The 24,453-nt window shown below is 62.7% G+C and carries 23 protein-coding genes and 1 pseudogene; 17 read left to right on the top strand and 7 right to left on the bottom strand.

Features of this window, described 5'->3' with window-relative positions:
- Positions 1-59: 59 nt before the first annotated feature.
- The gene (gene murJ, locus ACLGGT_RS11010) at positions 60-1,598 is read left to right on the top strand and encodes a murein biosynthesis integral membrane protein MurJ (RefSeq protein WP_375554189.1); all 1,539 of its coding nucleotides are present in this window, start codon (positions 60-62) and stop codon (positions 1,596-1,598) included.
- A gap of 223 nt (positions 1,599-1,821) precedes the next feature.
- Here the strand turns inward: murJ and ACLGGT_RS11015 are convergent, their stop codons facing one another.
- On the bottom strand, positions 1,822-2,508 hold the full coding sequence (locus ACLGGT_RS11015; RefSeq protein ID WP_081507790.1) for a rhomboid family intramembrane serine protease: 687 nt from the start codon (positions 2,506-2,508) through the stop codon (positions 1,822-1,824).
- 74 nt (positions 2,509-2,582) lie between these two features.
- Here ACLGGT_RS11015 and trpS point away from each other — a divergent pair, with 74 nt between their 5' ends.
- From trpS to ACLGGT_RS11035, 4 genes are all read left to right on the top strand, one after another.
- Entirely contained in the window at positions 2,583-3,611 is a 1,029-nt protein-coding gene (gene trpS / locus ACLGGT_RS11020) for a tryptophan--tRNA ligase (protein WP_008281811.1), read from the top strand.
- 71 nt (positions 3,612-3,682) lie between these two features.
- Positions 3,683-4,165 (top strand): RNA pyrophosphohydrolase, encoded by a 483-nt coding sequence (locus ACLGGT_RS11025; protein ID WP_081507791.1) that lies wholly within the window; start codon positions 3,683-3,685, stop codon positions 4,163-4,165.
- Positions 4,162-4,647 (top strand): hypothetical protein, encoded by a 486-nt coding sequence (locus tag ACLGGT_RS11030; protein ID WP_081507792.1) that lies wholly within the window; start codon positions 4,162-4,164, stop codon positions 4,645-4,647. The genes ACLGGT_RS11025 and ACLGGT_RS11030 overlap by 4 nt, the downstream gene beginning before the upstream one ends.
- A 49-nt stretch (positions 4,648-4,696) precedes the next feature.
- Positions 4,697-7,594, top strand: a complete 2,898-nt coding sequence (locus ACLGGT_RS11035) for an error-prone DNA polymerase (RefSeq protein ID WP_437196109.1) — start codon at positions 4,697-4,699, stop codon at positions 7,592-7,594.
- Positions 7,595-7,674: 80 nt separating this feature from the next.
- Here ACLGGT_RS11035 and ACLGGT_RS11040 read toward each other — a convergent pair whose 3' ends face one another.
- Entirely contained in the window at positions 7,675-8,163 is a 489-nt protein-coding gene (locus ACLGGT_RS11040; protein ID WP_037298091.1) for a peroxiredoxin, read from the bottom strand.
- A gap of 90 nt (positions 8,164-8,253) precedes the next feature.
- On the opposite strand from ACLGGT_RS11040, the gene ACLGGT_RS11045 reads away from it, so the two are divergent.
- Together ACLGGT_RS11045 and rsmD are read left to right on the top strand one after the other, a co-directional pair.
- On the top strand, positions 8,254-9,456 hold the full coding sequence (locus ACLGGT_RS11045) for an NAD(P)/FAD-dependent oxidoreductase (RefSeq protein WP_437196111.1): 1,203 nt from the start codon (positions 8,254-8,256) through the stop codon (positions 9,454-9,456).
- Entirely contained in the window at positions 9,453-10,010 is a 558-nt protein-coding gene (gene rsmD, locus ACLGGT_RS11050) for a 16S rRNA (guanine(966)-N(2))-methyltransferase RsmD (protein ID WP_437196112.1), read from the top strand. Before ACLGGT_RS11045 ends, rsmD begins: the two co-directional genes overlap by 4 nt.
- Positions 10,011-10,236: 226 nt before the next feature.
- Here rsmD and ACLGGT_RS11055 read toward each other — a convergent pair whose 3' ends face one another.
- Positions 10,237-11,490 carry an FAD-dependent monooxygenase gene (locus ACLGGT_RS11055; protein ID WP_437196113.1) on the bottom strand — a complete coding sequence of 418 codons (1,254 nt, stop codon included), beginning with the start codon at positions 11,488-11,490 and terminating at the stop codon, positions 10,237-10,239.
- 48 nt (positions 11,491-11,538) lie between these two features.
- Between ACLGGT_RS11055 and ACLGGT_RS11060 the strand changes: the two genes are divergently transcribed.
- The 7 genes from ACLGGT_RS11060 to ACLGGT_RS11090 all read left to right on the top strand — a co-directional run bounded on the left by ACLGGT_RS11060 (position 11,539) and on the right by ACLGGT_RS11090 (position 18,376).
- Complete coding sequence (locus ACLGGT_RS11060; RefSeq protein WP_437196114.1) at positions 11,539-12,882, top strand: amidase; 1,344 nt, start codon at positions 11,539-11,541, stop codon at positions 12,880-12,882.
- A 4-nt stretch (positions 12,883-12,886) separates the two neighbouring features.
- Positions 12,887-13,507 (top strand): FMN-binding negative transcriptional regulator, encoded by a 621-nt coding sequence (locus tag ACLGGT_RS11065; protein WP_437196115.1) that lies wholly within the window; start codon positions 12,887-12,889, stop codon positions 13,505-13,507.
- A 61-nt stretch (positions 13,508-13,568) separates the two neighbouring features.
- Complete coding sequence (locus ACLGGT_RS11070) at positions 13,569-14,171, top strand: glutathione S-transferase (RefSeq protein WP_422002644.1); 603 nt, start codon at positions 13,569-13,571, stop codon at positions 14,169-14,171.
- Positions 14,172-14,393: 222 nt separating this feature from the next.
- Positions 14,394-14,954: a ubiquinol-cytochrome c reductase iron-sulfur subunit gene (gene petA / locus ACLGGT_RS11075; protein ID WP_437196116.1), complete on the top strand. Its 561-nt coding sequence runs from the start codon at positions 14,394-14,396 to the stop codon at positions 14,952-14,954.
- Positions 14,955-14,966: 12 nt separating this feature from the next.
- A complete protein-coding gene (petB, locus tag ACLGGT_RS11080; protein ID WP_008281823.1) occupies positions 14,967-16,289 on the top strand; it encodes a cytochrome b in 1,323 nt (440 codons plus the stop codon).
- 10 nt (positions 16,290-16,299) lie between these two features.
- On the top strand, positions 16,300-17,151 hold the full coding sequence (locus ACLGGT_RS11085; protein ID WP_008281824.1) for a cytochrome c1: 852 nt from the start codon (positions 16,300-16,302) through the stop codon (positions 17,149-17,151).
- Positions 17,152-17,335: 184 nt separating this feature from the next.
- On the top strand, positions 17,336-18,376 hold the full coding sequence (locus tag ACLGGT_RS11090; protein WP_008281825.1) for a fatty acid desaturase: 1,041 nt from the start codon (positions 17,336-17,338) through the stop codon (positions 18,374-18,376).
- Positions 18,377-18,551: 175 nt separating this feature from the next.
- On the opposite strand, the gene ACLGGT_RS11095 is transcribed toward ACLGGT_RS11090, so the two are convergent.
- Both ACLGGT_RS11095 and mutY read right to left on the bottom strand, forming a co-directional pair.
- Positions 18,552-19,691 carry an alkane 1-monooxygenase gene (locus tag ACLGGT_RS11095; protein ID WP_081507798.1) on the bottom strand — a complete coding sequence of 380 codons (1,140 nt, stop codon included), beginning with the start codon at positions 19,689-19,691 and terminating at the stop codon, positions 18,552-18,554.
- Positions 19,692-19,721: 30 nt separating this feature from the next.
- Positions 19,722-20,783 carry an A/G-specific adenine glycosylase gene (gene mutY / locus ACLGGT_RS11100; protein ID WP_437196117.1) on the bottom strand — a complete coding sequence of 354 codons (1,062 nt, stop codon included), beginning with the start codon at positions 20,781-20,783 and terminating at the stop codon, positions 19,722-19,724.
- Positions 20,784-20,865: 82 nt separating this feature from the next.
- On the opposite strand from mutY, the gene ACLGGT_RS11105 reads away from it, so the two are divergent.
- The 3 genes from ACLGGT_RS11105 to ACLGGT_RS11115 all read left to right on the top strand — a co-directional run bounded on the left by ACLGGT_RS11105 (position 20,866) and on the right by ACLGGT_RS11115 (position 23,476).
- Complete coding sequence (locus ACLGGT_RS11105) at positions 20,866-21,375, top strand: DUF721 domain-containing protein (protein WP_081507800.1); 510 nt, start codon at positions 20,866-20,868, stop codon at positions 21,373-21,375.
- A gap of 27 nt (positions 21,376-21,402) precedes the next feature.
- A complete protein-coding gene (locus tag ACLGGT_RS11110; protein ID WP_437196118.1) occupies positions 21,403-22,011 on the top strand; it encodes a DsbA family protein in 609 nt (202 codons plus the stop codon).
- Between the two features lie 115 nt (positions 22,012-22,126).
- The gene (locus ACLGGT_RS11115) at positions 22,127-23,476 is read left to right on the top strand and encodes an aminotransferase class III-fold pyridoxal phosphate-dependent enzyme (RefSeq protein WP_008281831.1); all 1,350 of its coding nucleotides are present in this window, start codon (positions 22,127-22,129) and stop codon (positions 23,474-23,476) included.
- Between the two features lie 83 nt (positions 23,477-23,559).
- Here the strand turns inward: ACLGGT_RS11115 and ACLGGT_RS11120 are convergent, their stop codons facing one another.
- Positions 23,560-23,844 carry a conserved coiled coil protein gene (locus tag ACLGGT_RS11120; RefSeq protein WP_081507803.1) on the bottom strand — a complete coding sequence of 95 codons (285 nt, stop codon included), beginning with the start codon at positions 23,842-23,844 and terminating at the stop codon, positions 23,560-23,562.
- A 124-nt stretch (positions 23,845-23,968) separates the two neighbouring features.
- Positions 23,969-24,394, bottom strand: a pseudogene (locus tag ACLGGT_RS11125) (alanine:cation symporter family protein); the annotation flags it as partial.
- Positions 24,395-24,453: the final 59 nt, after the last annotated feature.

The following is a 24,453-nucleotide window of genomic DNA, read 5'->3' on the forward strand; positions in this document are numbered from 1 at the left end:
CTTCCCCCCGGCGTGGTGATGGTCTAATCCTCGTCTCTGATCCCGGCGAAAGGCCCCGCATGAAACCTGTCCGCCTGCTTTCTGGCATTCTCACCGTTGGCGGTTGGACCCTGCTGAGCAGGCTTTTGGGGTTCGTCCGCGATGTGCTGATCGCGAGCTATATCGGCCCCGGCGCTGTGATGGATGCCTTTGTTGCAGCGTTTCGCCTGCCCAATATGTTTCGCCGGTTCTTTGCCGAAGGGGCGTTCAACGCGGCCTTTGTGCCGATGTTTTCCAAGCGGTTGGAGGCGGGCGATAACCCTTTGGGCTTTGCGGCGCTGGCCTGTTCGGGGCTTAGCCTTGTGCTTTTGGGGCTGACGGGGCTGTGCATGGTGTTCATGCCCGCGCTGGTCTGGGCCACGGCAGAGGGATTCGTGGGCGATGCGCGGTTCGACCTGACGGTCGAGTTTGGGCGGATCGTGTTTCCCTATATCTTTTTCATCTCATTGGCGGCGTTGTTTTCGGGGATGCTCAATGCGGCGGGGCATTTTGCGGCGGCGGCCGCCGCGCCGGTGTTGCTGAATGTCTTGTTGATCGGCACGATGAGTTTTGCTGCCGTCACGGGCGGGGCGGTGGCGCAGGCGCTGGTCTGGACCATTCCGGTGGCTGGGGTCGCGCAATTGGCGCTGGTGTGGCATGCGACGCGACGGGCGGGGCTGAGCCTGCCCTTGGTGCGGCCCCGCTGGACGCCAGAGATGGCGCAACTGGTGCGGATTGCCATTCCGGCGGCTTTGGCGGGCGGGGTGGTGCAGATCAACCTTGTGGTCGGGCAATTGGTGGCCTCGAACACCGAAAAGGCGGTGAGTTGGCTTTATTCTGCCGACCGGCTCTATCAATTGCCCTTGGGGGTTGTGGGGATTGCGGTGGGCATCGTGCTGCTTCCTGATCTCTCGCGGCGGCTGAAGGCGCAGGATGATGTGGGCGCACGCATGGCGCTGTCGCGGGCGGGCGAGATCGCACTGGCGCTGACCATTCCCTGTGCCGTGGCGCTGATCGTGATCCCCATTCAACTGGTGTCGGTGCTGTTCGAGCGCGGGGCGTTTGGCGCGGATGACAGTGCCGCGACTGCCTTGGCGGTGGCGATTTACGGGTTGGGCCTGCCGGCGTTCGTGTTGCAAAAGATCCTGCAACCGCTGTTTTTCGCGCGTGAGGATACGCGCAGCCCGTTCCGCTATGCGGTTTGGGCGATGGCGGTGAATGGGGTTTTGGCGGTGGGGCTGGCGATGCTGATCGGCTGGATTGCGGCGGCGATTGCCACGACAATCGCGGCATGGATCATGGTGGTGCAACTGGCCGCCGGGGCGCGGCAGTTTGGCGAGGTGGCGCGGTTTGATGCGCAATTCCGGCGTCGGTTGTGGCGAATCTGTCTGGCCTCGGTGCTGATGGGGGCGGTGCTCTGGGGTGCGGGTGTGGTGCTTGGGCCGCTTTTCGGCATGGGGGGCTGGCGGTGGCTGGCGCTGTTGGTGCTGATCGCGGTGGGCACGCTGGCCTATGCGCTCTTTGGGCAAGGGCTGGGGGCGTTCCGGATACAGGAAATCCGGAGCAGGTTAAGGCGGTAAGAGGGTCGTCTTCACGCGCGGAATCAAGGTGCCGTAGGCACCGCCGCGCGGATCGCTGGGCCGTCCCGCGGCCTAGCGATTTTGAGAAGGCGCGGTTCGCTGAGAGATTATACTGACTCGGCAGGCATAAAGTGGCAGCCACGCCTGTTGTTTCGCTAGTCCCCGGCCCAGCGATCCACGCGGCGGCGCTTCGCGCCTTGATTCCGCGCGGGCAATGCCCCCCTCAGTCGTGACGCAGCTTGGCCCGCAGGCGGGACCAGCCGCCGGGGCTAAGCACGAAGGACGCCAGAAATCCGCTGGCAAAGCCACTGACATCGGCGATCCAGGTGGCATTGCCGCCAAACAACAGGCCAAACACCAGTTGTAGCCCCATCAGCACGCCTATGAGGGTGAAGGCCCGGACCTGATTGGTGCCCATCTGCCCCAGCCTGAGCCACATGATATAGGTAAAGCCGCCGATCAGGCCGTAAACGCCGGGAAAGGCCCCGATGAGCCAGGGCCGCCCCGGTGCCACAAGGCCAAAGATCACGGCCCCCACCACTGTGCTGACCGCGAAGAGAACCAGAACCGCCCAGTGACGGAACACGTCCGAGACGAATTTACCCATCGCCAAAAGCAGCACGCCCGCGAAAAGCGCGTGGGTAAAGCTGCCATGGATGAAGGCATAGCTGAGCAAGCGGCGCAGATGTTCCGCCGGATAGGCATTGTGTTCCAGCATCCAGCCAAGGATTTCGCCGTTGAAGCCGTAATCCTGGATCGCCGCCGCGCGCCAGCCCACGGCATCCGGGCCGCCCACAAGCCCGCGCGCGCCCAAGGTAAAGGCGGCTTCGACCCCCATGATCACCAGAAAGAGGGCGATCAGGAAGGGCGGCAGGGGGTTGACGGGGGCGGGTGGTCCTTGGTCGGGCATGGCACCTCTCCTTGACGGGGCTGTGGCGCATGGGTAAGCGAGGCGGGCAGAGAAATCCACCACGGAGTTGCGTCATGACCGAGGCGGCCTTTACCCCCCGCGTGTTTTCGGGAATCCAGCCCTCGGGCAACCTGCATCTGGGCAATTACCTGGGTGCATTGAAGCGGTTTGCCGAGGCGCAAAACAAGGGCATCCAGACGCTCTATTGCATGGTGGACCTGCATGCGATCACGGTTTGGCAAAACCCGGCTGATCTGGCCCGTGCAACGCGGGAATTGGCGGCGGGGTTCATTGCCTCTGGTCTCGATCCGGCCAAGTCCATTCTCTTCAATCAGTCTCAGGTGGCCGAGCATACGCAAATGGCTTGGGTCTTTAACTGTGTGGCGCGCATGGGGTGGATGCAACGCATGACGCAGTTCAAGGACAAGGCGGGCAAGAATGCGCAGAACGCCTCGCTTGGTCTGTTTGCCTATCCGGCGCTGATGGCCGCCGATATCCTGACCTATCACGCCACGCATGTGCCGGTGGGCGAGGATCAAAAGCAGCATCTGGAATTGACGCGCGACATTGCGATCAAGTTCAACCATGATTACGGCGTTGAGTTCTTTCCGATCCCCGAGCCGGTGATCGAAGGGGCGGCGACGCGGGTGATGTCCCTGCGCGACGGATCGAACAAGATGTCGAAATCCGATCCCTCAGATATGAGCCGCATCAATCTGACGGATGACGCCGACACCATCGCCAAGAAAATCCGCAAGGCCAAGACCGACCCCGAGCCGCTGCCCTCTGAGGCGGCTGGGCTGGAGGGGCGGCCAGAGGCGCGCAATCTGGTGAATATCTATGCAGCGCTGGCTGATATGACGGTGGATCAGGTGATGGCCGAGGCGGGCGGCAAGCCGTTTTCCGAGTTCAAGCCGATGCTGGCGGATCTGGCCGTTGACCGCATCGCGCCGATTTCCACGGAAATGGCGCGGCTGATGCAGGATCTGTCCGAGATTGACCGGATTTTGGCGGATGGTGCGGCGCGGGCGCGCACGATTGCCGCACCGATCCTGCGCCAGACCTATGAGATCATGGGCATGGTCGGCACGCGCGAGGTGTGAGGGGGCTGGCCTCTTGACGCCTACGGCTGCACGCCGCACTCTGCCCGCGACCCAAGCTGAGAGGCCCGACGATGACGCCCGAAGAGATTGCGAAACTGCCCTATCGCCAGTGCGTGGGGGTGATGCTGGTCAATGCGGCGGGGCAGGTGTTTGTGGGCCAGCGGATCGACAATGAGGTTCCCGCCTGGCAGATGCCGCAGGGCGGGATCGACAAGGGCGAGAGCGTGACCGAAGCCGCCCTGCGCGAGTTGTGGGAAGAAACCGGCGTTACAGCGGACAAGGTGCGCGTTGAGGCTGAAACGACCGGCTGGCTGACCTATGATCTGCCGCAGGAGATGGTGCCGCGCATCTGGAAGGGGCGGTATCGGGGGCAAGAACAGAAATGGGTGCTGATGCGGTTTCTGGGCCAAGATACAGATGTGAATATCGCCACCGATCACCCGGAGTTTTCCGAATGGCGCTGGTTGCCGCCCAGTGATCTGGAGGCCAATATTGTGCCTTTCAAGCGCGCGGTTTATTCCCGTGTGCTGGACGAATTCGGGGCGTTGCTGTGATCCGGGCGGCGGTTCTTGCGCTGGGCTTGGTGTTGGCGGGACCGGCGGTTGCGCTGAGTTGCTTTCCACAGGATGTGGCCGAGACCTATCGGCGCGCGGCAGAGGCGGCGGAGACCTATATCGTGGTGCATGGGCGGCTGTCCTTTGATCCGGCGCGTCTGCCCAGCACGGATATGATCCCGCAACAAAAGCCCGCGCATACGCTTATTCCGGCGCGGTTGACGGGGCAGGCGCTGACAAAGGGTGGGTTCGATCAGGCGTTTGATCGTGCCATCACGCTTGATGTGCAATGTTTTGGCCCGTGGTGCGCCTCGGCGGTGCCGGGAACCCAGTATCTGGGATTTCTGGAGCGGCGGGACGGCGGTTATGTGCTGGCGGTGGACCCCTGCGGCGGCATGGGCCATGCAGAGCCGACGCCCGCGATGCTGGACAAGGCGCTGCGCTGTCTGCAAGGGGGCGCTTGCACAGCTGAGCGCCGCTGAGGGCGACCATAGCAGGGCTGGAAATTGGAACAAAAGGTGAACATACTGCATGGGTCTGGGAATCAGTGCCGCCATGCCCTTTGCCGAGCTTTCTGCCACGTCGAATTTCACCTTTCTCACCGGGGCGTCGCATCCTGAGGAGTATATCCGCCATGCCGCGGCGCTGGGCCTGTCGGGTGTGGCGATTGCCGATGTGAATTCGGTTGCGGGCATCGTGCGCGCCCATGCCGCAGCGCGCGAGATTGCGCGCGAGGTCGCCGCGCGGCAGGCACTGGAGGCACGGCAGGGGCCCATCGGGCCACCTGCGCCGCAGCCTGCAGCACCGCCCGATTGGGCCAATTGCCCGCGCCTCATTCCTGCCGCGCGGCTGGTGCTGCGCGAGGGGATCGAGATCACCGCCCTGCCGCTGGATCGCGGCGGCTGGGCCAGCCTTTGTCGCCTCATCAGCCTTGGGCGGCAGCGGGCGATAAAGGGCGCGTGCGATCTGGGGTTGGCGGATGTGCTGGCGGGGGCGGCGGGGCTGCATCTGTTGGTGCACCCGGCACCGGGGCGCGCGTGGCAGGCGCAGCTGCTGCAATTGGCGGCGCACTGGGGGGGCTCTGTCGCGCTCTTGCTCAGCCCGCGCTATGACGGGCGCGATCCGGCGCGGTTCGAGCGGTTGGCGGGGCTGGCGGCGCGGCTGGGCCTGCCGACGGTGGCGGCGGCGGCACCGATCCTGCATCGCGGCTATCGCCGCCGTCTGGCCGATGTGCTGAGCGCGATCCGCCTGGGGGTGACGGTGGACCGACTGGGCCGTCATGCGCTGCGCAATGCCGAACAGCGCCTGCGTTCAGAGGAGGAGATGCGCCGCCTTTTTGCGGGGCATGAGGGGGCGGTCAGCCGCGCCGCGGCACTGGCGGCGCGGCTGGATTTTTCGCTGGATGAATTGCGCTATGAATATCCCAGCGAGGTTGCCGAGAATGAGACCCCCGCGCAGCGGCTGCGGCGGTTGGCGGAGGCGGGGCTTGAGTGGCGTTATCCGGGCGGGGCGCCTGCGCGGGTGCGTGGCATGATGGAGCATGAATTGGCCCTGATCGCCAAGCTGCGCTACGAGCCTTATTTCCTGACCGTGCATGACGTGGTGGCTTTTGCACGCTCACGCGGCATCCTGTGCCAGGGGCGCGGATCGGCGGCCAATTCGGTGGTCTGCTATTGCCTTGGTGTCACCTCTGTCAGCCCCGAGATCGGCACGATGGTGTTCGAGCGCTTTGTCTCTGAGGCGCGCGACGAGCCGCCCGATATCGACGTGGATTTCGAGCATGAGCGCCGCGAGGAGGTGATCCAGTGGATCTATGAGCGTTACGGGCGGCATCGCGCGGGCCTCTGCGCCACGGTGATCCATTACCGCACCAAGCGTGCGATCCGCGAGGTGGGCCGCGCCATGGGCCTGTCAGAGGATTTGCTGGGCGCGATGACCTCGCAGATCTGGGGGCATGGCGGTGAGGGCGCGCTGGAGCCGGCGCGCCTGGCCGAGATCGGGCTTGATCCGCGCGATCCGCGTCTGGCGCGAACGCTGGCGCTGATCCGCGAGATCATCGGCTTTCCCCGGCACCTGAGCCAGCATGTCGGCGGCTTTGTCATCACCGAGGGGCGGCTGGATGAATTGGTGCCCATCGAGAATGCCAGCATGGAGGGGCGCACGGTCATTTGCTGGGACAAGGATGACATTGACGCGCTGGGTATTCTCAAGGTCGATGTGCTGGCGCTGGGGATGCTGACCTGTATCCGCAAGGCCTTTGACCTTTTGGGGCAGCATCGCGGGCAGGCCTATAGCCTGGCCACCCTGCCGCCCGAGGACGCCCAAGTCTACGAAATGCTGAGCCGCGCCGACAGTCTGGGGGTCTTTCAGGTCGAAAGCCGGGCGCAGATGAATTTCCTGCCGCGCATGCGCCCGCGCACCTTTTACGATCTGGTGATTCAGGTGGCGATCATCCGGCCCGGCCCCATTCAGGGTGATATGGTGCATCCGTTCATCCGCCGTCGCAATGGCGAAGAGGCGGTCAGCTTTCCCTCGGATGATCTGGGCCGGGTGCTGGGCAAGACGCTGGGCGTGCCGCTGTTTCAGGAACAGGCGATGCAGATCGCCATCATCGGCGCGGGGTTCACCCCCGAAGAGGCGGACCGTTTGCGCCGGTCGCTCGCCACTTTCAAGAAGCACGGCAATGTCAGTGAATTTCGTGCGCGGTTTCTGCGTGGAATGCAGGCCAATGGCTATGACAGCGATTTCGCCGAACGGTGTTTTTCCCAGATCGAGGGCTTTGGCAGCTATGGGTTTCCCGAAAGCCATGCCGCCAGTTTCGCGCATCTGGTCTATGCGAGCGCCTGGCTCAAATGCCATCACCCGGCGATCTTTGCCTGTGCGCTGCTGAATTCGCAGCCGATGGGGTTTTATGCGCCCGCCCAGATCGTGCGGGATGCGCGCGAACATGGCGTGACGCTGCGCCCGGTCTGTATCAACGCCTCGTATTGGGACAATACCATCGAGCCGGACAGCCGGGGACGGTTGGCGCTGCGTCTGGGGTTTCGCCAGATCAAGGGCGTGGCGCAGGACGAGGCGGACTGGATCGCAGCGGCGCGGGGCAATGGCTATGTCGGCCCCGAGGATGTCTGGCGGCGGGCGGGGGTGGCCCCGGCGGCGCTGACACGTCTGGCCGAGGCGGATGTCTTTGCCGCGCTTGGGCTTTCGCGGCGCGACGCACTCTGGCAGGCGCGGGCGATTGGGGCAGAGCGGCCCTTGCCATTATTCGCGCGCGATATTGATGGAGAGGGGATTGTCGAGCCTGCGGCGCATCTGCCCGCCATGACGCTGGGCGAGGAGGTGGTCGAGGATTATACCGCCCTGCGCCTCAGCCTGCGGGCGCATCCGCTGGCGCTCTTGCGTCACATCCTGACGCCACCGGGACTGTAGGGTTTGGGCGTGGCTGTTTCTTTATGGCCCAAATACTACGGGGAGCGCGAGGGGCTGGCCCCTCGCACCCTTGGCCCGCTTTACATCGCCGCGAGCAGCGATTCGCCGGCGGTCACTTCGCAGGTGCCGGGGCTTTCCTCGACATGCAGCACCGTCACGGTGCCATCCTCGACCGCCATTGCATAGCGCTTGGAGCGCGCCAAGAGGCCAGCGGGCGGCGCGTCGAAATCAAGGCCGATGGCCTTGGTAAAGGCGCTTTCGGCATCGGCGAGCATGGTGATACCGGCCTCTGTGGCGCCGGTGGCCTCGCCCCAGGCCTTCATCACGAAGGGATCATTGACCGAGACGCAGATGATTTCATCCACGCCTGCCGCGTCGAACTGCGCCTTGGTGCGGATGAAGCTGGGGACATGCGCCGCGGAACAGGTGGGCGTATAGGCACCGGGCACAGCAAAGATCACCACCTTGCGGCCCGCGGTCAGGCTCTTGAGATCGACCGCTTCGGGGCCCTTTTCGCCCAGTTTCAGAAGGGTTGCATCGGGCAGTTTGTCGCCGGAAGAAAGGGTCATGGTCGTTCCTTGTCTGTCGAGGGTTTCGGGATGGATGTAGGTATAGGCCGGTGATAGGCAAGTGACCATGCCAAAGAAGGGGAAAGCAAGATGACGGGTGTCGTGGTGATCGGAGCGGGGCAGGCGGGGGCCTCGCTGGTGGCAAAGCTGCGCAGTGAGGGCTATGACGGCCCCATCACGCTGATCGGCGAAGAGCCGGTGCCGCCCTATCAGCGCCCGCCCCTGTCCAAGAAATACCTGCTGGGCGATATGGCGCTGGAGCGGCTCTATCTGCGGCCCGAAAGCTATTATGCCGAAGCGGGCATTGATCTGCGGTTGGGCCTGCGCGTCACGGCGATTGACCGCGCGGCGCAAGAGGTTGTGATCGGCACAGAGCGGCTGGGCTATGCGCATCTGGTGCTGGCCACGGGATCGCGCCCCCGCCACCTGCCTGCGGCGATTGGGGGGGAATTGGGGGGCGTGCATGTGGTGCGCACGCTGGCGGATGTGGATGCGATGGCACCGGGTTTTGTGCAGGGGGCGCGCGTGCTCATTGTGGGCGGCGGCTATATCGGGCTTGAGGCGGCGGCGGTCGCGGCCTCGCGCGGGATGCAGGTGGTATTGGTCGAGATGGCCCCGCGTATCTTGCAACGGGTGGCGGCCAAAGAGACTTCGGATTATTTCCGCGCGCTGCATGGGCGGCACGGGGTGGATATCCGCGAGGGTGTGGGTTTGGAGCGGCTTCTTGGCGATGGTCAGGTCAGCGGTGCGCACCTGACAGATGGGACCGAGGTGGCCGTGGATATGGTGATTGTCGGCGTGGGGATCGTGCCCGATACCGCGCTGGCCGAGGCGGCGGGGCTGGCGATTGACAATGGCATCGCGGTAGATGCCCAAGGGCGCACGTCTGATCCCACAATCTGGGCTGTTGGCGATTGCGCGTCTTTTCCCCATGGCGAGGGGCGTTTGCGGCTCGAGAGCGTGCCCAATGCCATCGACATGGCCGATTGTGTGGCGGGCAATATCCTGGGGGCCGCTGTGGCCTATGTGCCCAAGCCGTGGTTCTGGTCGGATCAATATGATGTAAAGTTGCAGATTGCGGGGCTGAGCACCGGCTATGACCGGATCGTGACGCGCGATGGGGCGGCTTCGGTGTCGTTCTGGTATTTCCGGGGGGATCAGTTGCTGGCGGTGGACGCGATGAACGATCCACGCGCCTATATGGTGGGCAAGCGGTTGATTGATGCGGGCAAGACCGCTGATCCGGCGGTGGTCGCGGATGCGGCGGCCGATCTCAAGGTGTTGCTGGGGTGAGGATCATCGGCGGGGCGCATCGCGGGCGGGCTCTGGCCAGTGTCGGCAAGGGCGATGTGGCGGCGCATCTGCGGCCCACGTCGGACCGGGTGCGCGAGGCGCTGTTCAACGTCTTGGCCGGGGGCTATGGCGATCCCGTGACGGGCGCGCGGGTGCTTGATCTTTTCGCGGGCACCGGGGCGCTAGGGCTTGAGGCGCTGTCGCGCGGGGCGGAGGCCGTGAGTTTCATCGAAAGCGGGCGCAAGGCGCTGTCGCTCTTGCGGCAGAACATTGCACTCTGCCGGGCCGAGGAGGAGACGCGCGTATTCCCTCTGGATGCGCGCAAGCCGGGGAATAATCCCATGGTGCCGCATGATCTGGTCTTTCTCGATCCGCCCTATGGCAAGGGGCTGGGCGAGGAGGCGCTCGCGGCGGCGCTGGCAGGGGGATGGATTTCTGACGGGGCGCTGATTGTCTGGGAGGAAAGTGCTGCAATCACCCCGCCTGAAGGTATGCGGATGATCGAAGAGCGGCGCTATGGCGATACGATGATCCGGTTTCTGGAGCGCGGGTAAGGTAGGTTGATGCCGACTTTTGCCCCATGTGCCCCGCGCGGAATCAAGGCGCGTAGCGCCGCCGCGCGGATCGCTGGGCCGTCCCGCGGACCAGCGATTTGGAGGTGTGGCGCTGCTCTGGCGGGTCACACGGAATTTGCTGGCATAAAGTGGCATCCACTTCCGTTGCTTCGCTAGTCCCCGGCCCAGCGACGGCGCGCCTCAGTGCCAAAATCTGCAGCCCCTCTTACCCTTTCATCAACTCGGGCAAATCCCCTGTCAGCCCTGCGGCCTCGCGGATGAAGCCCCGGCGCAGGCGTGGCATATGGCTGATCGCGCCCATGCCAAGGTCGCGGGCGGTGCGCAGGATCGGGTTGTCATTGGAGAAGAGCCGGTTGGTGAGGTCGGTGGCCAAGGCCAGTGTCGCGGTATCGAACCGCCGCCATTGTTGATAACGGGCAAGCACATCGGGTGCAGCGATATCCTCGCCCCGGCGGTTGGCTTCGGTCATCACCTGCGCCAAGGCGGCCACATCACGCAGACCTGCGTTCAGCCCCTGACCGGCAATCGGGTGCATGCCGTGGGCGGCGTCGCCGATCAGAGCGAGCCGGTCGGCGACAAAGCTGTTGGCCACCGTCAGGCTGAGCGGGTAGGTATAGCGCGCGCCGCGCAGCTTGATCGCGCCCAGAAAATCGCCGAAGCGAGGCCGAAGCACCTCCATGAAATCTGCATCGGGCAGGGCTGCGAAACGGGCGGCGGTGGCGTCTGTTTCAGACCAGACGATCGAGCTGACATTGCCCGGCAGCGGCAGGATGGCAAGCGGGCCGGGGGGCATGAAGAATTGATGCGCGATGCCGTGATGCGGTAATTCGTGTTCGATGGCGGCGACAAGTGCTGTTTGACCATAGCCCCAGCCGGTGCGCCGGATACCTGCGCGCGCGGCGGTGCCTGAGCTACGCCCATCGGCCCCGATCAAAAGCCGCCCGGTCAGGGTTTTGCCCGAGGCAAGCGTGAGGGTGACGCTGGTGGCGGCACTTTCTTGGGCTGTCACCGTGTCGTTGGAAACTTGGGTGATCAGCGGTTGCTCTGCCATGGCCTCGATCAGGGCGCGGCGCAAAAAGCGGTCTTCAAGCATATGGCCCATGGGGCCTTCTTCGATCTCGGCATGGTCGAAATGCAGAAAGAAGGGCGATGGCCCCTCGCCCGCGCGCCCGTCCGAGACCTTGATTTCCAGCATGGGTTGGGCGTTTTCGGCCACGCGGTTCCATATCCCGAGGTTTTGCAAGAGCCGCACGGAGGCGAGCGCCAAAGCATAGGACCGCCCGTCAAACGCCGCGTTCTTGCGGGTCGGTTCGGGCAGGGCGTCGATCACGGTGCTGGAAAGCCCGGCCTGTGCTGCGGCAAGCGCAAGAGCGGGGCCATTCAGGCCACCGCCGACGATGAGAAGATCGCTGTCATGTGTCATGCCGCCCAATATGTGCGTGCGCGCGGGATTGTCCATGCGCCGCTCTGCCGCTAGCAATGGTTTTTGAACGGATAGGGGGACGCGATGCAGAACTGGCTCAGGATGACGGCGGGCGATCTGGGGCGCGGCATTGCGCGCGGCGAGATTGACTCCGAGGCGCTGTGCGAGACCTATCTGGCGGCGATCACCGCCCATCCGCTGCGCGATCGAATCTACAGCTCTGTGACAGAGAGCCGCGCGCGGGCTGAGGCGGCGGCGGCATCGGCACGGGCCAAGGCGGGGCAACGTCTGGGCCTGCTGGACGGGGTGCCGGTCAGCTGGAAGGACCTCTTTGACAGCGCGGGTGTCGCGACCGAGGCGGGATCGGCGCTGTTGAAAGGCCGGGTGCCGGAACGAGATGCCGAGGTGTTGCGCAATGGCACGGCGGCGGGGCTGGTGTGCCTTGGCAAGACACATATGAGCGAATTGGCGTTTTCCGGACTGGGGCTGAACCCGGTGACGGCAACGCCGCCTTGCGTGAACAACGCAGATGCTGTGCCCGGCGGATCATCTTCGGGGGCGGCGGCGAGCGTGGCGTTTGATTTGGCCCCTTGCGGGATCGGGTCGGATACTGGCGGGTCGGTGCGCATCCCTGCGGCGTGGAACGATCTGGTCGGGCTCAAGACCACGTCGGGGCGGGTGTCTTTGCAAGGGGTGGTGCCGCTCTGCCTGCGGTTCGACACGGTTGGACCGCTGGCGCGCTCGGTCGAGGATTGCGCACTGATGTTGGCGGCGCTGGAAGGGCGCAAAGCGGCCGATTTGCGTGGGGCTTCGCTCTTGGGGTTGCGGTTTGCGGCGCTGCGCACGGGCGTGATGGAGGATATTCGGCCCGAGCCTGCGCGTGCGCATGCGCTGGCGCTGGAGATGCTGCGCGATGCGGGCGCGGTGATCGACGAGATCGAAGCCCCAGAGGTGGCCGAGGCGCTACCGCTGTCGCCGGTGCTGTTTACGGGCGAGGCCTATGGTTTGTGGCGCGAGGTGATCGAGGCGGCCCCGGACAAGATGTTTGCGCCGATTCTGGAGCGGTTCCGCAGTGGCAAAGATATAAGTGCGGCGGATTATGTGGCGGGCTGGCGCAAGTTGGAGGCGCTGCGTGCGGCGTGGACCGCGCGGGTTGCGGGCTATGATGCGGTGCTCATGCCTTCGGCCCCCAACCTGCCGCCGGATCAGGCGCGGCTTTTGGCGGACCCTGACTATTACGTGACCGAAAACCTGCTGACCCTGCGCAATACGCGGGTGGGCAATCTTTTGGGGCTGTGTGCCGTGACGCTGCCCACAGGGGTGCCAAGCTGTGGGCTGATGCTCTGCGGTCAGCCCTATGGCGAAGAGCGGCTGTTGCGGGTGGCGCAGGCCGTTGAGGATATTCTCTGCCCCCGGCGCGAGGACTAAGGCCATGCATCCCAATCCTGCTTTTCGTCAGACACCGAGCGAGCGCAATCTGGAATTTGCCCGCGCGCGGGGCTTTGGCATTCTGGCCGTTTGCAGCCCCGAGGGGCCGCTGATGAGCCATATTCCGTTTCTTTTGAATGCCGACGGCACGCGGGCCGAATTTCATCTGGTGCGGTCAAACCCGATTGCGCGGCTTTTGACCGGGCCGTTGCGCGCGCGGTTGGCGATAGAGGGGCCGCAATCCTATGTCTCGCCCGATTGGTATGGGGTCGAGGATCAGGTGCCCACGTGGAATTACGTGGCTGTGCATCTGGTGGGCGAGGTCACGTTGCAGCCGCAGGAGGGGATGCGCGACCTTTTGGATCGGCAATCGGCGGAGTTCGAGGCGCGGCTTGCGCCCAAGCCGGAATGGCGGGCCGAGAAGATGACACCCGAGGTGTTGGAGCGGATGATGCGGCAGATCGTGCCCTGTGCGATGCGCGTGGACGAGATCGCAGGCACGTGGAAATTGGGGCAGAACAAGCCCGAGGAGGTGCGCCTGCGCGCCGCCGATCATCTGGGGCCGGCGGGGCAGGGGCAAGAGAGTGACTTGTTGGCGGAGTGGATGCGCGCGCCGCCTGCCTGAGCGGCTTTACAGCGTTGGGGGCTGCGCCTAGGGTCGCGGCGAACATCTAAAGGAGCGCGCCATGAAACTGATTTCCTCGCCATTGTCCCCCTTTGTGCGCAAGGTCCGCGTGCTCTTGCTGGAATCCGGGTTGGACGATCAGGTTGAGGTGGTCGATGTGACCACCACACCGCTTGAGACCGATCCGCAGGCGGCGGCGGCCAATCCGCTGGGCAAGATACCGGCGCTGGTGCGGCTGGACGGCCCGGCGATCCATGACAGCCGGGTGATCACCCGCTATCTGGATGCGCGCGCTGATGGGCGGTTTTATCCCGAGGCGCGGCTCTGGGAGGTGCTGACGCTGGAGGCGATTGCCGAAGGGATCATGGAGGCGGCGCTCGCGATGACCTATGAGGCGCGGTTCCGGCCCGAAGAGATCCGCTATGCCCCTTGGGTCGAGGGGCAATGGGCCAAGGTTGCAAGGGCGCTGGATGCCGTTGAGGGCCGCTGGATGAGCCATCTCGCGGGGCCGCTCGATATGAGCCATATCGCGCTGGGCTGTGCGCTGGGCTATCTTGATTTCCGCCATGATGCGCGCGGCTGGCGGGTTGGGCATCCGGCGCTGGAGGCGTGGTATGCCAAGATGGCCGCGCGCGACAGCATGATGCGAACAGCCCCCGCATAAGCCCCGCCAACAGGCGAGAGAGGGGGGCCATTGCGCTGTCTGATTTCGCGATAGAAGCCGGTCAAGCGCGACAGATGCGCGCTCTGACCAAATCTTGGGGTATTGCAGGCTGGACGGCCCCCCAAAGCCCCGCTAAATAGCCGCACAGACTGGCCATGGGAATCCCGTGGCCTAACATCGTATGAGGCCGATTGCGGCTCTGATATATAGGGAGTAATTCTCGTGTCCCACGCAGAAGATCACGAAGGCACCCGGAGGGATTTCCTCTATTATGCGACCGCAGGCGTCGGTGCCGTGACCGCAGGTGCGGCCATCTGGCCGCTCATCAACCAGATGAACCCTTCGGCGGATGTGCAGGCGCTGTCCTCGATCCGCGTCGATGTTTCGGGTGTTGAGCCCGGCACGCAGATCAGCGTCAAATTCTTGGGCAAGCCGGTTTTCATCCGTCGCCGCACGAAAAAAGAGATCGAAGCTGCCCGTGCCGTTGAGCTGGCGGAACTGCCGGACCAGAATGCACAGAACCGTAATGACCTCGCGCTTGATGCGTCGGACCAGAACCGCACGCTGGATGAGGCGGGCGAATGGCTCGTGATGATCGGCGTGTGCACCCATCTGGGTTGCGTGCCGATTGGCGACGGATCGGGCGATTTTGGCGGCTGGTTCTGCCCTTGCCACGGGTCGCATTACGACACGGCTGGCCGTATCCGCAAAGGTCCGGCGCCTGAGAACCTGTGGATTCCCGTCGCCACATTCCTCGACGAAACCACGATCCAACTGGGATAAGGAAACGCGCAAATGTCCGGAATTCCGCACGATCACTACGAGCCCAAGACGAGCGGCGAGAAATGGCTGCATTCGCGCCTGCCCATCGTCGGCTTGCTCTATGACACCATCATGATCCCCACGCCCAAGAACCTGAACTGGATGTGGATTTGGGGGATCGTTCTGACCTTCTGTCTGGTGCTGCAAATCGTTACCGGCATCATTCTGGTGATGCATTACACGCCGCATGTCGATCTGGCCTTTGCCAGCGTTGAGCATATCATGCGCAACGTGAATGGCGGCCACTTCATCCGCTATTTGCACATGAACGGCGCGTCGCTGTTCTTTGTTGCGGTTTATCTGCATATTTTCCGCGGCCTCTACTATGGGTCCTACAAGGCCCCGCGTGAGGTGACATGGATCATCGGCATGCTCATCTATCTGATGATGATGGGTACGGCGTTCATGGGTTACGTGCTGCCTTGGGGCCAGATGTCGTTCTGGGGGGCCACGGTGATCACCGGTCTCTTTGGTGCGATCCCGTTCATCGGCGACTCGATCCAAACGTGGCTTTTGGGCGGGCCGGCGGTGGACAATGCCACGCTGAACCGCTTCTTCTCGCTGCATTATCTGCTGCCGTTCGTCATTGCCGCACTGGTTGCGCTGCATATCTGGGCGTTCCACACCACCGGCAACAACAACCCAACCGGGGTTGATGTGCGCCGCACGTCCAAGGATGAGGCCGCTCGCGATACTGTGCCGTTCTGGCCCTATTTCGTGATCAAGGACCTGTTCGCGCTTGCCGTGATCATGGTGGTGTTCTTTGCGGTCGTCGGCTTTATGCCCAACTACCTTGGCCACCCCGACAACTACATCGAAGCGAACCCTCTGGTCACGCCTGCGCATATCGTGCCGGAATGGTACTTCCTGCCGTTCTACGCGATCCTGCGCGCCTTTACCGGCGATGTCTGGGTGGTGATGTTCGCCAGCTGGATCACCGGTGGCATCATCGACGCCAAGTTCTTTGGTGTGTTGGCGATGTTCGGGGCGATCGCGGTCATGGCGCTGGCCCCGTGGCTGGATACCTCTTCGGTGCGGTCGGGCCGCTATCGTCCGATGTTCAAGTGGTGGTTCTGGCTTTTGGTGATCGACTTTGTGGTGTTGACCTGGGTTGGCGCAATGCCCGCCGAGCCGCCCTATTCGACCATCTCGTTGATCGCGTCGGCCTATTGGTTCGCCTATTTCCTGGTGATCCTGCCGCTCTTGGGCGTGATCGAGAAACCCGAGGCCCAGCCTGCCACCATCGAGGAAGACTTCGATGCGCATTATGGCAAGGCCCACACGCCCGCCGAATAAGAAAGGACGGATGACAATGTTCAAGACAACAGGCATTGCGGCCCTTGTGGCCCTGTCCCTCTCGACTGGCGGCGCATTGGCCGCCGGGGGCGAGGGGCATATCGAGGACGTCGCCTTTTCCTTTGAAGGTCCGTTCGGCAAGTTTGACCAAAACCAGCTTCAGCGCGGTCTGAAGGTCTATACGCAGGTCTGCGCGGCGTGCCACGGCCTGCAATATGTGCCGCTTCGGACCTTGGGGGACGAGGGGGGGCCGCAGCTGCCTCAGGATCAGGTCTTTGCCTATTCCGAGCAGTTCGAGGTGTTCGACCCGGAGCTTGACGATTTCCGGCCCGCCACCCCGACCGACCATTTTCCGGCTGTCACCTCTGCCAGCGCGCCGGACCTGAGCCTTATGGCCAAAAAGCGTGCAGGGTTTCATGGCCCCTACGGCACCGGTCTGAGCCAGCTTTTCAACGGCATGGGCGGGGCGGAATATATCTACTCGCTGATGGTCGGCTATCACGAAGCGCCGGAATGCGCGCCGGAGGATTTCACCGGCACGTATAACGCGGCCTTCACCGCCGGTGGCTATCCGGACGAGTGCAAGGATGAGGATGGCCATCACACGGTGCCCGGTAGCTGGATCGCCATGGGTCAGCCGCTCTGGGGTGACGATGTCGAATATGACGACGGCACCGTTGCCACGCTGGAACAGCAGGCCGAGGATGTTGCGGCCTTTCTGATGTGGACCGCAGAGCCCAAGATGATGGCGCGCAAGCATGCGGGCCTGACCGGGGTGATCTTTCTGACGATCCTGTCGGTATTGCTCTATCTGACCAACAAGCGGATCTGGGCGCCGATCAAGGGCAAGAAGACAAGCTGAGTGAGTCGACCCATTTTATGAACTGCAAAGCCCCGCAAGGTCGTCTTGCGGGGCTTTTGCGTGACGTAGGGTCATAAATTTCTCAAACGTGGTCAAATAGCGCAGGGGTTAGGGTGACGCAACGTTTGCAAACGCTGGTCAATCCTCTATGAGTTTGGCAATCGGTACCAAAAAAAACAGGCACATGCTCGATCAACCCCACCCCGCCCCGCTGCCACCCGAAACACGTGCTGGCAGGGAATGGGCGCAACTCCTTGCGAAATACCGCGAGCCGAGTTCGCCCCGTGCTGCATTCGAACTGGCCGTGACCGTTGGTCCGTTCCTCGCACTTTGGGGGCTGGCTTGGTGGGCTTTGTCGCTGAGTTATGTGCTGAGTGTCGTGCTGGCGCTTTGTGCCGCGCCGTTCCTCTTGCGCCTCTTTGCGATCCAGCATGATTGCGGCCACGGGGCCTTTTTCAAGAGCCGGTCGATGAATGACTGGCTTGGCCGGGTGCTTGGGGTGGTGACGCTTACGCCCTATGACGTGTGGCGGCATTCGCATTCGATCCACCACAGCTCCTCGGGCAATCTGGGGCGGCGGGGGATTGGCGATATCGACACGCTGACGGTTGCGGAATATGCTGCGCTGACGCCGTTTCAGCGCCTGAAATACCGGGTTTACCGCAACCCGCTGGTTCTGTTCGGGCTGGGGCCGGGGTATATCTTTTTGCTGGAAAACCGTCTGCCGCTCGGTTTCATGGGCAAAGCGCGCTATTGGGTTAGCGCAATGGCCACCAATGCCGCTTTGTTGCTGGTGCTGGGTTTGGTGGGCTGGTTCGGTGGGCTGATGCCGATCCTCTTGATCTTTTTGCCCTCGACCGTTCTGGCGGCGACGGCGGGGGTGTGGCTGTTCTACGTGCAGCATCAATTCGAGACCACCCATTGGGAGGCCGAGGAAAACTGGCAATTGCATGATGCCGCCCTTGAGGGCAGTTCGCATTACGTGTTGCCCGGCTGGCTGCAATGGCTGAGCGCCAATATTGGGATTCACCACGTGCATCACGTCAACAGCCGTATCCCGTTTTATCGGCTGCCTGAGGCGTTGCGCGATCACGCGCAATTGGCGGAAATCAACCGGATGACCATCCGCGAGAGCCTCGCCAATGCGCGGCTCCACCTTTGGGATGAACAGGGACGCCGGTTGTTGTCTTTTGCCGAGGCACAGGCGGTGATCGAGCGCGCTTGACCTGACCGGTGCGTTGCCTCTCTGACGTGCAGGAGGGGCCGCCAAGCGCATCCATGCAGTTCTTTCTCAGAGGGCTGCACGATCCTTGTCAAACTCCATCAGTTTGACCCTTTGGATACCGCTTACTTCAGTGTCGATACGCCGCGCGCGGCCTTTGGCCCCGGCCGATGTACGTCTAGCGCGGCATCGGGGTGCTGGCGCGATTATAGGGTCGCCAATTGGTGATCTCGGGGTAATACATCTCGCGCCAGCGGCGCACGCGGGGGTTCATCACCCGCCGCCAAATGGGCGGAACCATGGCGGCCATGGTCATCACCGGATAGCCATAGGGCAATTGCGGCGCGTCCGCCTCGGTATAGTTCTGCAAGAGCGGAAAGCGGCGATCGGGTTTGTAGTGATGATCGGAATGGCGTTGCAGGTTGATCAACAGCCAATTTGACGCCTTGTGTGCCGCGTTCCAGCTATGGCGCGGTTGAACATGCTCGTATTTGCCGCCACCGAGATGTTTGCGGGTGAGGCCGTAATGTTCGATGTAGTTTACAAGCTCTAGCTGCCAAATCGCGACAAAGGCTTGCCAGAAAAACAGGCCAAGCCCAATCCAGCCGCCGATCAGAACGGCAAGCAGGGCCATGAAGCCTTGGAGTGCCCAGTATTTGAAAAACGGGTTCTTGAGGTCGTGCCAAGGCAAGTTGCGGCGGGCGAGCATCTCGGCCTCGGCCTTGAAGGCTGACTGCCAGCTTTGCCGCAGCACGCGAGGGAAAAAGCGGTGAAACCCCTCGTTATAGCGGGCTGTGACGGGATCGCGGGGGGTGCCGACGTAGCGGTGGTGCACCAAAAGATGCTCTGACCGGAAATGCGAATAAAGCACCATGGCGAGCAGAACATCGCCAAGAAATCGCTCGCTCCGGTTTTTCTGGTGCATGAGTTCATGGCTATAGTTGATGCCCACAGTACCGGTGATCACCCCCACCCCGAAGAACAGAAGGATGGTTTCCAGCGGGCTGAGATGCGCGTCGCCCGGGCCTGTGACATACCAGATCAACCAATAGAGCAGGCCAAATTGGAACGGTGCCCAGATCAGGGTGATCGCGCGATACCAGGTCAGTTGATCGTCGCGCGTCTCAAGATCGGCATTCTCGGTATAGAGCCCGAGAAAGGCGTCGAGGATCGAGAAAAAATACCATGTGGTCAGAGGCAACAAAAGCACGGTCCAGCCGCCTTGCAATGCGCCCAGCACGGCCACAGGGAGCAAGATAAGCGACATCCAGAAGGGCAGGGCGCGGTGCAGTTGGGCAACCTTGTCGGCGGGTATCATGGAACGGTCCTGAGAAGTTTCGCGCTTGCGTTATGGGGCATAGTTTAGCGCAGCCCGCGCGAGGTCAAAGACCTTTCGCATGAGGGTTGGCAGCTCTGTGGGGCGAAACGCTGCGTCAGATAGGAACATGCCACGTTCGGGGGGCACGCCATTGGGCACAAAGGCCACGTGGACAGTGAGGCGGAGGTGGAAATGAGTGAAAGTGTGGCGCGCTTCGGCCTCTAGCTGCTGCCAGTCGGCGGCGATGGGCGGTGTGGGGAGCGGAGATTCGCCCCAGTCGCTGCCGGGCCAGCCCAGCATGCCGCCCAAGAGGCCGCTATCGGGGCGGCGTTCCAAGAGCCATGCGCCATCGGCCCGCCGTGCGACATAGGCGTGACCATGGCGCACCGGCTTGGGCGTTTTGGGCAGTTTGCGGGGGAGATGTTGGGCGGTGCCTGCGGCGCGGGCCGCACAGGGCGCACGCCACGGGCAAAGACCGCAGGCGGGGGATTTGGGCGTGCAAATGGTGGCGCCAAGATCCATCACCGCCTGAGCATAATCGCCGGGCCGCAAGCGGGGGGTAAGGCGGGCTGCCGCCTCGGTCAACTCGCGCTTGGCGGTGGGGAGGGGGGTATGGATATCATAGAGCCGGGCCATCACCCTTTCGACATTGCCGTCTACCACGACATGCGGTTGATCGTGGGCAATCGCGGCAATGGCGGCGGCGGTATAAGGCCCGATGCCGGGCAGGGCGCGCAGGCCGTCGAGCGTGTCGGGAAATCGCCCGCCATGATCGCGCACCACAACGCGCGCGCATTTCAGAAGGTTTCTGGCGCGGGCGTAATAGCCCAGTCCGGCCCATTCCCCCATGACCTGCGCATCCTCGGCCGCTGCAAGATCGGCGACGGTGGGCCAGAGCGTGGTGAAGCGCAGGAAATAGGATTTGACCGCCGCGACGGTGGTCTGTTGGAGCATCACCTCGCTCAGCCAGATACGGTAGGGATCGGGATGGGCACCAGCCGCGCGGGCTGCGGGGCTGATCCGCCAAGGCAGGTCGCGGGCATGGGTATCATACCACGCAAGCAGGCTTTCGGCCTCGGCGAAATAACGCATAGTTTACCCCCTTGCCGCGCAATCGGCTCTGGTATCCCCTGTCACATGCCATAGATTAGCGCCAGTGAGGAGAGCGCCAACCATGACCAGCCGCAAGGCCGCGACATACGGGTTCAAACGCACCTCGGCGTTGCTGCAGACCAGCATACGCCGCGCCTCCGAGAGCCGTGGATTTGCGCAATCGCGGCTATTGACGCATTGGGCCGAAGTGGTGGGCGACGACATCGCCGCCATCGCGCGGCCCGTCGAAGTGTCCTATGCGCGGCAGGGGATGGGGGCGACGCTCACGCTGCTCACGACCGGCGCGCAGGCCCCGATGCTGGAGATGCAGAAGGAAAAGCTGCGCGAGCGGGTCAATGCCGTCTATGGCTACAATGCCATCGCGCGTATCCGCATCACTCAGACCGCGCCCGTGGGCTTTGCAGAGGGGCAGGTGGAGTTCACCCATCGGCCCAAAGTGGCGGCCCCGCCCGTCGTGGCACCCGAGACGTTGCAAACCGCCACGAGCCTTGCCGCGCCTGTGACCGACGATGGATTGCGGGCGGCGCTGGAAAGGCTGGCGCGCAACGTGTTAACAAAGTCACAACACTGACTGACCCATCAGACCAAGGATAATGATATGAAACACTTGATCGCAACCGGGGCGCTGGCCCTTGCCATGCTTACCGGCCCCGCCGTGGCGCAAGAGGCGGCCCCGGATACATCGCAAATCGTCGAAATGACGATGGGGCCAGAGGATGCCAAGGTGACGATCATCGAATACGCGTCCTTTACCTGTCCGCATTGTGCCAATTTTCACAAGGGGCCGCTCAAGCAGTTGAAGGCTGAGTATATCGACACGGACAAGGTGCATTTCATCTATCGCGATGTCTATTTTGACCGGTTCGGCCTATGGGCGTCGATGGTGGCGCGCTGTGGCGGGCCCGAGAAATTCTTTGGCATCTCGGACATGATTTATGAGCAGCAGGGGGAATGGACCCAAGGCGAGCCTGCCGCGATTGCCGACAACCTGCGCCGGATCGGCAAGGTTGCCGGGCTAGAGCCGGATGCGGTTGAGGCCTGTCTCAATGACACCGAAAAGGCCAAGGCGCTAGTCGCGTGGCATCAAGAGAACGCCGAGGCCCATGGCGTCGAGTCGACGCCGACGCTGGTGATCAACGAGCAGAAATATGCCAACATGGCCTATGATGATCTCAAGGCGATCATCGAGGAAAAGCTGGCGGAGTGATCCACCAAGCGGGGTTGGGTCGGGATTGCGTATCCCGGCCCGTTTATCCCTCTGGACAGTTTCGCACGGCAGTGGCAGAATTTGATCAAATTCCCTCTACCTGCCGGAGCACCCCATGAAAGACGACAATTTCCTGCGTGAGATGAACGCGCGCCATCTGTGGCACCCGATGGGGCATCCCGGTGAGCAGCAGGCCAATGCACCGAAAATCATCAAAAGTGCCGCAGGTGTGCGGATCACCGATATCGACGGGCATGATCCGGTGGATGCGGTGGGGGGCCTGTGGTGCGTCAACCTTGGCTATTCCAACGATGTGGTGAAGCAGGCGATTTCCGATCAGCTTTGGCAATTGCCTTATTATTCTGCCTTTGCCGGCAGCACCAACCCCGCGGCCATCGAAGCCTCTTATGCGGTGCAGGAGTTCTTTGCCGAGGATGGGATGACGCGCGTCTTTTTCACCTCGGGCGGGTCAGATAGCGTGGACACGGCGCTGCGCATGGCGCGGCAATATCACCGCCTGCGGGGGGAACCCACGCGCACCAAGTTCCTGAGCCTGAAAAAGGGCTATCACGGCACCCATTGGGGTGGTGCGTCGGTCAATGGCAACAACCGGTTCCGGATCACCTATGAGCCGCTGTTGCCGGGCTGTTTTCATCTGCCCAGCCCCTATACCTATCGCAACCCGTTCGATGAGACCGATGGGGCCAAACTGGCGGAAAAGATTGCTGCCGCCATGGTGGATGAGATCGAGTTTCAGGACCCCAGCACGATTGCCGCCTTTATCATGGAGCCTATTCAAGGCGCTGGTGGTGTGATCGTGCCGGATGCGTCCTTTATGAAGCATATGCGCGACATCTGCGACCGCTACGGCATTCTGATGATCTCGGACGAGGTGATCACCGGATTTGGGCGCACGGGGGATTGGACCGGAGCCCGGCATTGGGGCGTCAAGCCCGACATGATGACCATCGCCAAGGGCATCACCAGCGGCTATTTCCCTGTGGGCGGCGTGGTTCTGGGCGACAAGGTCGCCGAGGTATTTGAAAAGGCAGGGCCAGAAGGCAGCATCTGGACAGGCTACACCTATTCGGCGCATCCCGTGGGGGCGGCGGCGGTGGTGGCCTGCCTGTCAGAAACGCTGCGGCTGGATACCAAGAGCAATGCCGCCGTGCGCGGCACGCAGCTTTATGAAGGGGTCAAGAAGCTGGCCGAAAAATACGACATCATCGGTGATGTGCGTGGCGGTCATGGCTTGATGATGGGAATCGAGCTGGTCAGCGACCGCGCGAAAAAGACGCCCATGGATGCCGCGACCATGAAGCGGGTGCATCAGGCGACGTATGAGGCGGGGGCGATGGTGCGTCTGGGGGCGCATAATATCCTGATGTCGCCGCCTCTGGTGATTTCCGAGGCTGAGGTGAACGTGATCCTGTCGGCGCTTGACGCCGGGTTTGCGGCAGCCTGAGCAAGCCATTCTACCTCTGAAAAAGCACGCAAGCGCCTGTTATGGCGCTTGCGTGGTGGCAGTTGAAAAGGCTGGGCAGACAGTCAGCCAAACCGACCCCATGCTGATTTCATGGCTTTGGACATGTTGTCCCAAGCCTCGTCTGCGCCGGTCTTGAAATCTTTCCACGCTTCGATGCTGGCGGCCTCGATCTTGTCATACTGGGCTGCCATGTCGGCGCGTTTTTCGCGCAGCTCTTTGATCTGCTCCTGATACTTGATCTGCATGTCGGCAGACGCCTCGCGCGACTGGGCTTGCAGCTTGTCGATTTCGGCTTTCCATTGATCGAGTTGGGCTTGCAGCTTGTTCTGGTATGTCTCTTTGTCCATAACGGGTCCTCCTTGAGGGAAAATCGTCGTGTCGTTCTGACGTCTACCTATGCATGATCTGCGTGAATCCAAAGGGGCCAGCGGACATCCGCTGGCCCCCATGATTGTCAAATCGGGTGAAAAGTTACTCGAACTTCTTGATTTCGCCTGATTTAAGCCGGCTGAGATAGCTGTCCAACTCGCGTTTGACGATGGGCATCAGGATGTAGAGCCCGATGATATTGACCACTGCCATGGCAAAGATCGCCGCATCCGAGAAGTCGATCACCGGGCCAAGATTGGCGGCGGCACCGATCACCACGAAGATGCAGAAGATCACCTTGAACACCAGTTCCTTGGTCTCGCCTTCGCCAAAGAGATAGGTCCAGGCCTTGAGGCCGTAATAGGACCAGCTGATCATGGTGGAAAAGGCAAAGAGCACGACGGCGATCGCCAGAACATAAGGAAACCAGCTGATCGCACTGCCAAAGGCAGCGGAGGTCAGACCAACGCCCGAAGTGCCGCCGACGGTTTGGATCGCGGTGCCCGCTTCGTTGAGCAGGTAATTGCCATCCGGTCTGACGTTGCCCCCTGCATCTAATCCAGTTTGAGATAGACTCTGGCCCAACC

This window comes from Roseovarius sp. MS2, assembly GCF_051447875.1.
Classification (GTDB): domain Bacteria; phylum Pseudomonadota; class Alphaproteobacteria; order Rhodobacterales; family Rhodobacteraceae; genus Roseovarius; species Roseovarius mucosus_A.

Excerpts from the sequence above, each read along its gene's own strand:
- trpS (WP_008281811.1), top strand. The coding sequence starts at position 2,583 with ATGACCGAGGCGGCCTTTACCCCCCGCGTGTTTTCGGGAATCCAGCCC.
- mutY (WP_437196117.1), bottom strand. The coding sequence starts at position 20,783 with ATGCGTTATTTCGCCGAGGCCGAAAGCCTGCTTGCGTGGTATGATACC.
- ACLGGT_RS11025 (WP_081507791.1), top strand. The coding sequence starts at position 3,683 with ATGACGCCCGAAGAGATTGCGAAACTGCCCTATCGCCAGTGCGTGGGG.
- ACLGGT_RS11045 (WP_437196111.1), top strand. The coding sequence starts at position 8,254 with ATGACGGGTGTCGTGGTGATCGGAGCGGGGCAGGCGGGGGCCTCGCTG.
- ACLGGT_RS11060 (WP_437196114.1), top strand. The coding sequence starts at position 11,539 with ATGCAGAACTGGCTCAGGATGACGGCGGGCGATCTGGGGCGCGGCATT.
- ACLGGT_RS11105 (WP_081507800.1), top strand. The coding sequence starts at position 20,866 with ATGACCAGCCGCAAGGCCGCGACATACGGGTTCAAACGCACCTCGGCG.
- ACLGGT_RS11040 (WP_037298091.1), bottom strand. The coding sequence starts at position 8,163 with ATGACCCTTTCTTCCGGCGACAAACTGCCCGATGCAACCCTTCTGAAA.
- ACLGGT_RS11070 (WP_422002644.1), top strand. The coding sequence starts at position 13,569 with ATGAAACTGATTTCCTCGCCATTGTCCCCCTTTGTGCGCAAGGTCCGC.
- ACLGGT_RS11055 (WP_437196113.1), bottom strand. The coding sequence starts at position 11,490 with ATGGACAATCCCGCGCGCACGCACATATTGGGCGGCATGACACATGAC.
- petB (WP_008281823.1), top strand. The coding sequence starts at position 14,967 with ATGTCCGGAATTCCGCACGATCACTACGAGCCCAAGACGAGCGGCGAG.
- ACLGGT_RS11090 (WP_008281825.1), top strand. The coding sequence starts at position 17,336 with ATGCTCGATCAACCCCACCCCGCCCCGCTGCCACCCGAAACACGTGCT.
- ACLGGT_RS11095 (WP_081507798.1), bottom strand. The coding sequence starts at position 19,691 with ATGATACCCGCCGACAAGGTTGCCCAACTGCACCGCGCCCTGCCCTTC.
- ACLGGT_RS11015 (WP_081507790.1), bottom strand. The coding sequence starts at position 2,508 with ATGCCCGACCAAGGACCACCCGCCCCCGTCAACCCCCTGCCGCCCTTC.
- ACLGGT_RS11115 (WP_008281831.1), top strand. The coding sequence starts at position 22,127 with ATGAAAGACGACAATTTCCTGCGTGAGATGAACGCGCGCCATCTGTGG.
- ACLGGT_RS11120 (WP_081507803.1), bottom strand. The coding sequence starts at position 23,844 with ATGGACAAAGAGACATACCAGAACAAGCTGCAAGCCCAACTCGATCAA.
- ACLGGT_RS11110 (WP_437196118.1), top strand. The coding sequence starts at position 21,403 with ATGAAACACTTGATCGCAACCGGGGCGCTGGCCCTTGCCATGCTTACC.
- ACLGGT_RS11035 (WP_437196109.1), top strand. The coding sequence starts at position 4,697 with ATGGGTCTGGGAATCAGTGCCGCCATGCCCTTTGCCGAGCTTTCTGCC.
- murJ (WP_375554189.1), top strand. The coding sequence starts at position 60 with ATGAAACCTGTCCGCCTGCTTTCTGGCATTCTCACCGTTGGCGGTTGG.
- ACLGGT_RS11085 (WP_008281824.1), top strand. The coding sequence starts at position 16,300 with ATGACAATGTTCAAGACAACAGGCATTGCGGCCCTTGTGGCCCTGTCC.
- ACLGGT_RS11065 (WP_437196115.1), top strand. The coding sequence starts at position 12,887 with ATGCATCCCAATCCTGCTTTTCGTCAGACACCGAGCGAGCGCAATCTG.